The sequence below is a fragment of the Acinetobacter sp. LCT-H3 genome (assembly GCF_001866125.1).
GTDB lineage: Bacteria > Pseudomonadota > Gammaproteobacteria > Pseudomonadales > Moraxellaceae > Acinetobacter > Acinetobacter schindleri.
The window spans coordinates 20,703-30,237 of the sequence record NZ_MODX01000030.1 but is presented as its reverse complement, the minus strand read 5'-3'; the positions used below and the strand labels follow the sequence as shown (position 1 = coordinate 30,237).

7 protein-coding genes and 4 tRNA genes are annotated in these 9,535 nt (G+C 44.7%); 3 read left to right on the top strand and 8 right to left on the bottom strand.

The genetic code is table 11. The annotated features are described in order from the left end of the window. Positions 1-44: 44 nt before the first annotated feature. From BK820_RS12990 to BK820_RS12965, 6 genes are all read right to left on the bottom strand, one after another. Positions 45-120, bottom strand: a tRNA-Val gene (locus tag BK820_RS12990). Positions 121-141: 21 nt separating this feature from the next. Further along, positions 142-218 (bottom strand) — tRNA-Asp (locus tag BK820_RS12985). Positions 219-267: 49 nt separating this feature from the next. Then, positions 268-344 (bottom strand) — tRNA-Asp (locus tag BK820_RS12980). Between the two features lie 29 nt (positions 345-373). Then, positions 374-449, bottom strand: a tRNA-Val gene (locus BK820_RS12975). 541 nt (positions 450-990) lie between these two features. After that, on the bottom strand, positions 991-1,497 hold the full coding sequence (gene elsL, locus BK820_RS12970) for a cell wall-recycling L,D-carboxypeptidase ElsL (protein ID WP_071321163.1): 507 nt from the start codon (positions 1,495-1,497) through the stop codon (positions 991-993). A gap of 4 nt (positions 1,498-1,501) precedes the next feature. After that, entirely contained in the window at positions 1,502-1,897 is a 396-nt protein-coding gene (locus BK820_RS12965; protein ID WP_071321162.1) for a YbaN family protein, read from the bottom strand. Positions 1,898-1,985: 88 nt separating this feature from the next. On the opposite strand from BK820_RS12965, the gene BK820_RS12960 reads away from it, so the two are divergent. The 3 genes from BK820_RS12960 (at position 1,986) to dapE (ending at position 4,383) form a co-directional block, all read left to right on the top strand. Beyond that, positions 1,986-2,834 carry a DUF1853 family protein gene (locus BK820_RS12960; protein ID WP_071321161.1) on the top strand — a complete coding sequence of 283 codons (849 nt, stop codon included), beginning with the start codon at positions 1,986-1,988 and terminating at the stop codon, positions 2,832-2,834. Positions 2,835-2,972: 138 nt separating this feature from the next. Further along, positions 2,973-3,122 (top strand): entericidin A/B family lipoprotein, encoded by a 150-nt coding sequence (locus BK820_RS12955; RefSeq protein ID WP_004814773.1) that lies wholly within the window; start codon positions 2,973-2,975, stop codon positions 3,120-3,122. Positions 3,123-3,246: 124 nt separating this feature from the next. Then, on the top strand, positions 3,247-4,383 hold the full coding sequence (gene dapE, locus BK820_RS12950; protein WP_071321160.1) for a succinyl-diaminopimelate desuccinylase: 1,137 nt from the start codon (positions 3,247-3,249) through the stop codon (positions 4,381-4,383). 73 nt (positions 4,384-4,456) lie between these two features. Here the strand turns inward: dapE and BK820_RS12945 are convergent, their stop codons facing one another. Beyond that, positions 4,457-4,918, bottom strand: coding sequence for a hypothetical protein (locus BK820_RS12945; protein WP_008307514.1), 462 nt, complete (start codon positions 4,916-4,918; stop codon positions 4,457-4,459). Positions 4,919-4,921: 3 nt separating this feature from the next. Then, positions 4,922-9,421, bottom strand: a complete 4,500-nt coding sequence (locus tag BK820_RS12940) for a hybrid sensor histidine kinase/response regulator (RefSeq protein WP_071321159.1) — start codon at positions 9,419-9,421, stop codon at positions 4,922-4,924. Positions 9,422-9,535: the final 114 nt, after the last annotated feature.

Here is a 9,535-nt window from a genome sequence, read left to right as displayed (position 1 = left end):
AACCAACTGAACTACCGCTGCGTGTCGTATATCTATAAAAGATATGGTGGGCGCTGACGGGATCGAACCGCCGACATTCTGCTTGTAAGGCAGACGCTCTACCAACTGAGCTAAGCGCCCTCAAAAGGTCTATCATGTAAATGGCGCAGCGGACGGGACTCGAACCCGCGACCCCCGGCGTGACAGGCCGGTATTCTAACCAACTGAACTACCGCTGCACTTACACAATGTCGCTATTGTGGCAAACGATTCATCAAGAACTTAAAGTGGCGCAGCGGACGGGACTCGAACCCGCGACCCCCGGCGTGACAGGCCGGTATTCTAACCAACTGAACTACCGCTGCACTAAAAGATCTTAACTTTGAAAGAAGCTTGGTGGGCGCTGACGGGATCGAACCGCCGACATTCTGCTTGTAAGGCAGACGCTCTACCAACTGAGCTAAGCGCCCTTTCAAATCGACTTCATCGCTTGATGAGGTGCATTATAGAGAATCTTCACAGCGTGTCAAACGCTTTTCCGAATGTTTTCCACTTTTTAGGTTCGAGTGATTAAAAAATAGGTTGATCGCCAAAAAAAACAACACTTTTTGTTTATTTTTTAAGTCTATACCGAAATTTATTGAATCTCGAACTCAGACAAGGCGGTATTCATTGCTTGCTGGATCGTTCCTTTTATACACCATACGGTCCAAAAGCCGCTATTTCGCCGAAATAGTATACAAAGCTTTATCTAAGGACACGTTGTGATCATGTAAAAACGTATCTGCAATTATTTTTAATCAGAAATAAGGCGGGATTTATGCCATATTTTTCGATTCAGGAGGAAATTCAGCTTATTTCAAAGGCAAACGATGTTTTTCATTTTGCTCTACAGCTACCTGGTCACTCATATTTAAATGTGAATAGTGAGATAAAATCCTTTTACGCTCTCTACCCTATCTCACTCTCTGTAGAGATTTAAAATAGGAGCCATGAAAACATCGGAAGAGGCTATTTTTCTAAAGAATGTTCTGAGATATAAACCAGAGCCTGTTCATTAACCAGATCAAACAGCTCGATCAGGTCGGTATTGCGTATACGGATACAGCCATGTGACATCGGTATTCCCATCGGTTCTGTGTCTGGCGTACCATGAATGTAGATATAACGGCGGTAAGTATCACAACCTTCACCACAGTTAAAACCGTCTTCCAAACCACTCAGCCATAAAATCCGGGTCAGAATCCAGTCCCGATTGGGAAATTCTGCTGCCAGTGATTCAGAATAAATCTCTCCTGTAGCCTGACGGGCAATAAATACACTATTCAATGGTATATCAGCCCCGATTTTTTGCGCAACTTTATGCCAGCCTCGAGGTGTTTTGCCACTATTTTCCATTTCTCCGATACCATTTTTACCGCTTGAAATTGAATAACTCTTGGCAAAATGAGGCAGATACAGCTTTTGTGCAGCCAAATCAATCTGAATATCGGCTTGTTCTATAGTCCATTGCTGCATACATTTATTCCCTTCCAGACGGTATATGCTTTTCAGAGATTGGCTTGGGTTCCGGGCGGCACCATAACCAGATTGCTACGATCAACATGGTCAAATCAGTAAAGATTTTGACAGCCAGCGGTGCATTGGTAAATAACATGATAATCCCGCTAACCAGCATCATGATACTGGCAAACCATTTGGCTTTACGCGGCACGGTCCGATTGGCACGCCAGTCGCGTAAAGTCTGTCCATATTTAGGGTGATTCAGCAGCCATTCATCCATCTGCGGCCAGCCTTTAGAGGCAGCCCATGTGGCCAGAATCAAGAAAACCGTTGTTGGCATGCCAGGCAAAATTGCACCTATAAAGCCCAATGTCACAAAAATGACCACTAGACTTCGCCAAAACAACACTTTCATACAGCAACCCTAACCACGGAATTGGGGTAGTATAAGGTGTTTTTGATTCTTATCCGTTGTATTTCTGCATATTTAGCTAGGACTCTTCATGCCTGTACCCTGCCTGACTCAGGACTTTATTGAACCGTGGCAACAGTATCAGCATCCACTGGTACGTCAGCTGGCATTCGCTGTTGGCAGTCCAAATATCCTTTCTCAGGTGCCTGACGAACTTGAACTAGAGCATGCCTTTGACTTGCATCCAGATCAGATGTGGCAACAGCATCTGGAAAATTATCATCCACGACTTTTAGAACTGGATCAAAATCCACAGGCTTTGGAAAACTTTGTTGCACAACTCAAAAGTACCCGTCTTGGACTGCGTTTTGAAATGCTGATCTGGTTCTGGCTGCTGGATGATGGCAATCATTCCTATACCCTGCTTGGACATAGTATTCAGAAGATTGACGGATCCAGAACCTTGGGTGAACTCGATTTTCTGCTGTTCAATAAAATCAGCGGAAAAATTGAACACTGGGAAATTGCTTTAAAATACTATCTGGCTGAAGCAGATTTTAGCTTGCCGCATTGGTATGGCTTAAACCGAAGCGATACCTTGAATCGCAAGTTGCAGCATTTCACCCAAAAACAGTTCCAGTTTCCGGATGCGCTGGATTATCCGATTGATCAGCGATTCTGCATATTGAAGGGACAACTGTATTTACCAGTCCATCGCAGCGCGCCTATTCCAGACTGGGTGAATACAGGACGGCGTTTGGGCAGCTGGGGCTATCAGATTCCAGACCGGGAACAAGGCTTTTATCGTTTGCAACGACATGAATGGATCTATCCAAACCGGCATATGAGCAGTGACTATCCACAGTGGTGGACTAATGGCTTATATAAATCGGCACTCAGCGGAGATTTCTATATGTTCCGTGTCCCGACACTGATCTAGGATATTTACTGAAAAATTTGATAACTATTACATTAATTTACGCAAGCACTATGAAAACCATATATTTTTTCTTTCGTATATTTTCTAATCTAAGTTCCACATCATAATAATTTTATTATTGATAATACGGAGATGATGATGAAAAAAATTCTTGCAACTTCTTTAATCTTGGCATTTGTACTTACAGGTTGTAATACTGTGAAAGGCGTTGGTAAAGATGTGTCTAAAGCGGGTGAAGCCGTGACTGGTACAGCAGAAAAAACTTCTGATGAAATTCGCCGCAACTAATCTTATTGCCTTAGTAAAAGAACCCTGCGCTTGTCAGGGTTTTTTTATGTCTGTGATTCACAAGTTACTGCATCTTCGCCTATCATAGTGCACACAATATTCTTGATTTATGAATGAATCTCATATGACATCTTCCGCAACTCTCGATTTAAGCCTGCAACTGTTACGTCAGCCTTCCGTTACTCCAGTCGATCATGATTGCCAGAACATCATGGCAGAACGCCTGAAAAAGGTAGGCTTCAACATCGAAAACATGCGTTTTGAAGATGTCGATAATATTTGGGCGCGCAAAGGGACGGAAGGCCCGGTGTTCTGTTTTGCAGGTCATACAGATGTAGTGCCAACCGGCAACCTGGATGCCTGGAACTCTGACCCGTTCCTGCCAGAAATCCGTGATGGTAAACTTTATGGTCGCGGCAGTGCAGATATGAAAACTGCATTGGCAGCCATGGTCGTTGCTACTGAGCGCTTTGTAGAAAAATATCCAGATCATAAAGGTTCAATTGCTTACCTGATCACTTCTGATGAAGAAGGTCCATCGATCAATGGTACGGTAAAAGTCATTGAGGCCTTAGAAGCGCGTAATGAGAAAATTACCTGGTGTCTGGTAGGTGAACCATCTAGTACCAATAAACTTGGTGATATTGTTAAAAACGGCCGTCGTGGCTCATTGAATGCCAACCTGACTGTCAAAGGTAAACAAGGTCATGTGGCCTATCCACATCTTGCTGTGAATCCAATTCATACTGCATCTAAAGCCATCGCTGAACTCTGTGAAACTATTTGGGATAATGGCAACGAATACTTCCCGGCAACCTCTTTCCAGATTTCTAATATCAATGCTGGCACAGGTGCAACCAACGTTGTTCCAGGCACAATGAATTTGCTGTGCAACTGGCGTTATTCAACTGAAGTGACTGCTGACGAATTAAAAGCACGCACTTTAGAAGTTCTGGATCGTCATGGGGTGGATTACGATGTTTCATGGACTTTATCTGGCTTGCCATTCCTGACCCCAGTGGGTGAGTTGGTCAATGCTGCCAAAGATGCAATTCGTGATGTCACTGGTACAGAAACTGAACTGTCAACTTCTGGCGGCACTTCAGATGGCCGTTTCATTGCTCCTACCGGTGCTCAGGTGCTTGAGTTAGGTGTATTAAATGCAACGATTCACCAGATCAATGAGCATGTCGATATCGCCGATCTGGAACCACTAGCTGAAATTTACGAAAAAATCCTGATCAATCTGTTAGCAAACTAAGCCAGATTGAAAAGCTCCAAATAAAAAAGGAACTCCGTTGAGTTCCTTTTTTATATTCTTAGATCTATATAGCTTAATGGCCGACCAAGGACTGAATATGTGCCATCTGCGGAATATGGTACATCGCCTCGCCCATACGTACATACTGGAAAATCGTCGGATCTGTCACTTCGCGTTCATCATCGACAATTTCCGAAATACGTAAACGGATGGTCTTGGGCATTTCATTGCACATCAGGGCAAAACGCTGATTCGCTTCATCCCCTTCAATGACTAATGCTACACCATTCTTACGGTCTGGATCATTCACTGCATAAACTGGAAGTTGTGCATCATGCCACTCTACAGTTTTTACCTGTGTAGCACTATCCAGCGCTGACAGAACAATGTTCTGCGGCAGCAACATCGGATCCTTGCCATGACAGTCGATGATATACGCATCAATAAATCCCGTAGATACGGTAATGAGATGCTGTAGCTCCTGCTGGCTGATTTTATCGGCCGACACTGCGTTCACGTTAGTCTGACTATTCATTCATTACCCCTGTTGAGCAGCAATTAATTCTTGAACATTGGCAAGCAGCTCCGCTTCCTGGAACGGTTTACCCATATAGTGTGTTACACCCAGACTGAAGGCACGCTCACGATGCTTCTCCCCAGTACGTGAGGTGATCATGATAATTGGCAAGTTGCGGTGAATATCATGATGGCGAACCAGGTTAGTTACTTCGAAACCATCCATACGTGGCATTTCAATATCCAGCAACATCAGGTCTGGACGGACATTTTCCAACTGTTCAATCGCGTCGACACCATCTTTGGCAGTGACAATATCATAACCCTGACGCTCTAACAGACGTGACGTTACCTTACGTACAGTTACCGAGTCATCGACAATCATGACCAGACGACGTGCATTACCACGACGCGACAGATCCTGCTGATCAGATAACTGTTTGATACGCTGAGTCGCCTGAACCTGACGGGCAATATTCTGACCATCCAGAATCAGACAGACCTGACCATCACCAAGAATGGTTGCCCCTGCAATCACACCCACACTGGCAAACTGCTGTCCAATCGGTTTCACTACGATCTGTGCACGTGAGCCAACTAATTGATCCACCAGCAAAGCGATACTTTGACCACCATTACCCTTGATAAGGAGTACTGGTAATGAATGCGCAACATTGTTCAAACGTGGAATTGGCTGATTAGAGACAAACTCAGACAGATAGCGCAGCTTGTAGTTCACACCATCAATCTTGAAGTAATCATCCTTACTGTTGAAGTAAGTTTCCAGTGTTGCTGGTGCAATACGGACAATACGGTCAATCTGTGCCAGAGAAATGGCAAATTGCTGGTCACCCGCTTTCACCATTAAGGCATCACTGACGGCCACAGTGGTCGGTACGCGAATCGTAAAGGTCGTGCCTTTGCCCAGTTCAGAATTTACCGAAACGTGACCGCCCAGCGTTTTGATTTCGCTTTGTACCACGTCCAGACCAACACCTCGACCCGAAATCTGGGTGACTGCTTTAGCCGTACTGAAACCTGGATGGAAGATGAATTGCAGCAATTCTTCCTGATCCACCTGCTGTTCCGCTTTGATCAAGTCCAGACTGATGGCTTTAGCACGAATACTCTCCGCATCAATTCCCTTACCATCATCACTAAAGGAGATAATGACATCGGTACCCTGACGGCTAATGTTCAGGACAATTGAACCGACTTCTGGCTTATTCAGCGCAAGCCGTTCTGCAGTATCTTCCAGACCATGGTCAATCGCGTTACGTAGCATGTGCTCAAATGGGTTTACCAGACGTTCCAGAATGGTACGGTCGAGTTCACCTTCAGTATTCTGAACAATCAGCTCTGCCGGACGGTTCAGTGTAGTCGAAGTTTGACGCACAATACGTTGTAAACGTGGCAACATACGGTCAAATGGTACCAGACGGGTACGCATCAGACTTTCCTGAATCTCAGCCTGGATACGCGACTGTTGCAATAGCAAACCTTCGGTATCACGGATTTTTTCCGCGAGCGTGGTCTTAAAGTCGACCAAGTCCGATGCAGATTCAGCAAGAGATTTAGATAACTGGTTTAGGGATGAATATTGGTCCATCTCCAAGGGGTCGAAGTCAGCATAGCGTGAGTTTTCTGAGCCATGTTTGGCAATAATCTGAGACTCCAGCTCGCCTTCCATACGGCGCAGCTGATCAGCCAGACGTTTGATCGCCAGTTCCATCTCATTTAAGGTATTGCCGAGCTGTCCCAGATCCATCTCGATACGCGAACGGTTAATTGCATTTTCGCCTGACAGGTCAATCATCTTCTCGACCAGTTCGGCTGAAATACGGATCATCTCGTTACTGCTATCGCTTGAGGTGTTCTCAGCCCACTCACCCATCATATTTGGTGGTTCAGTACCATCACCCTGAACAAACTCGAAGCCAGTTGTAACTTCCAGACTTTCAGTTTTGGTCAGACGTTCAGGTAGCTGTGCAGTGACATCTACAAACTCAATCGCATCCAGCGCTGCTTTGATTTGCTCAAAACCATTGTAATCATGATCAAAAATGGCTTGACCCAGCCATTTCAGGGTCTTTTGCAGCAGACTGTCATAGGCATTGGAGTTAAAATGATGAACAGCAAACTGTTCAAATGCACTTTCCAGACCATAAGCAATACTTGCGATGCTTTCATTGCTGATCATGCGGGCGCCACCCTTGATACTGTGGGCAGCACGCTGAAGTTGCAGCAATAAGCTACGGTCACTTCGCTGATCGAACCATTGGTTCAGTAATTTTTCTGCATTTTCCAGAATCTCTTGCGATTCTTCCAGGAAGGTTTCTTCAACAATCGATTGTAGATCATCTTCATCAGCAAGCATAGATTCAGCTGACTCAGCAGTAAGTGTTTCGCCTGACTGATCTTCCTGAATTTGCTCATCTGATGCAGGAACAGATTCAGTTTCAAAGCCGTCTACTCGCTCAAGCGCTTGTGATTCCACAACGATCTCAGCAGATTCCGATGCATCGTCAATAACTTCTAGTTCTACAGAAGTCTCTGCTTCTACCGTCTCAACAGCAGCTACCGGAGTTGCAGTAGCTGTTCCAGCCACAAGTGCCTGGATATTTTGCAGCATATGAATAGCTTCAGGTGCCGGATAATCAATCTTATCATCACGAATACTCTGGATACGGTCTGACACGTTATCCTGTACCAGGCGGATAATCTGGATCAATGCAGGTGTTACGGTAATCTGCTGACGGATCACGCGCTCATAAATACTTTCCAGCTCATGTGCAATCGAACCGATATGCGTGGCAGCAATCATGTTTGCACCCCCCTTCAGGGTATGCAAATAACGCATCAGATTGTTCAATGAGTGGGTATTTTCAGGTTCTTTGGACCAGGTATTCAGGTCTTCATCAATGCCTGCCAGCAACTCATCTGCTTCTTCCAGGAAGATATCCAGCAAGTCTTCATCGAAATCACGGTTCGCATCTTCAGCGTCCTGCTGCTGACGATCAGCTACAATACGCTGGCTGAGCCCAGTAAAATCAACTGCTGTGGATATATCTGACTCTACTGGCGCAGGTACCTCAGTTTCAACAACTTTGTCTGTAGCGAATACTTCGATGTCTTGCTGTACAAAGGCAGACAGATCCGCCAGAAGTTTTTCAACTTCGGCATTCAAAATCACCCGCTGTCCTGCCGCGAGCGTATCGAACAGGTGAATAAATTCCTGGTGTGCCTGTGCAAAAAGTTCAAAGGCATAATCACTTTCAAGCAAGACCGGTCTCGCCAGCAAAGCATCATAAGCTGCTTTTAACTGGGATGCGAATTCATGAATACCGATCGATGCACGGTTATCCGTATGTACCATCAGCTCTGCGGCTTGCTGGCTTAAAGCTTCAATATAATCTGGATATTCTTCAAGTACCCGCTTATCAAACTCAAATTCGGCATCCAGTAACTGATCAATATTCAGTTCAACCAGACGTGTAACCATACCTTGAGATTGATCAGCATCCTGCTGTTCAGTCACAGTAAAGCCATAGGTATCCCAGGCATCCTCAAAAGTAGCAGAAATCCCTGCCAGCTTTTCAGTGTTACCCTGTTTCAATAGATGTAAATAATCACCGATAAATTCTGAATATTGCTGTAATAGTGCTGTTTCTTTGGAAGTTGAAGCAATTTCATCCTGAACCAGCGTTTTAAATAAATTCTCTACTTTAACGCTGGCCTCACAGATATCATCAATCTGTGCCATAGAAGAGCTGCCACGCAGGGTATGCAATGCACGAATCAGGCCATTATAGTCTTGCTTGGCACTATTTTCGTGTTTCAGGAAATCATGGATTGTCGCCAGATGTTCCTCGGCTTCTTCAACAAAGATCGCTACCGTTTCTTCAAGGTCAGTACGTTCTTCAGCAACTTCTACTCGTTCTGCGGTAGCAGTTTCAGCAATCTCTGCTATTGATGAATCTGCTTCTGCAGTATCCGCAAGTTCAAGACCTGTTAGCTGACCTTCAGCAGTCAGATTGTCCGCAAGTAGCAATAATTCTTCAAGTGCCGGTTCTGGACTCAATTGCTGTTGTAATTGTTGTCCTAAAAGTACGACTGGACGTAAATCAATGGTTAATGGCTGTACCTGCTTAAAGCATGGATACAATATATATTGATAGATATTTAAAGTTGCTTGCGCAAACTTCTGAATGACTGGTGTTAATTTGATTGAACCTGAAAGTACACGGTTCAAAGTATCTTCAACTGCCCAGGCAATTTCACCCGCCTGCTTCGCACCGACCATACGACCCGAACCTTTCAGCGTATGGAAATGGCGGCGAATGGTGGTTAATGTTTCTTGATGATCTGGTGTGGCAAACCACTGTGGCAATAAAGTATTTAACTCGACAAAGATTTCTTCAATCTCTTCGACAAATATCTCTAAAATTTCAGCATCTTGATCAAGATAACTATCTTCAGGAAGCGCTGTTGTTTCAACTAGATCTTTTAATATTTCTTTCATAGCTAAGGCTTCTTACGTTCTGCCGCCAAGAAGGGCGCTCAAACTTGATTGTGACCGTCACGCGAGACCTAACGTTTGAAGTTAAGTACATCTTGTCGAGGCTTGATCTGTATG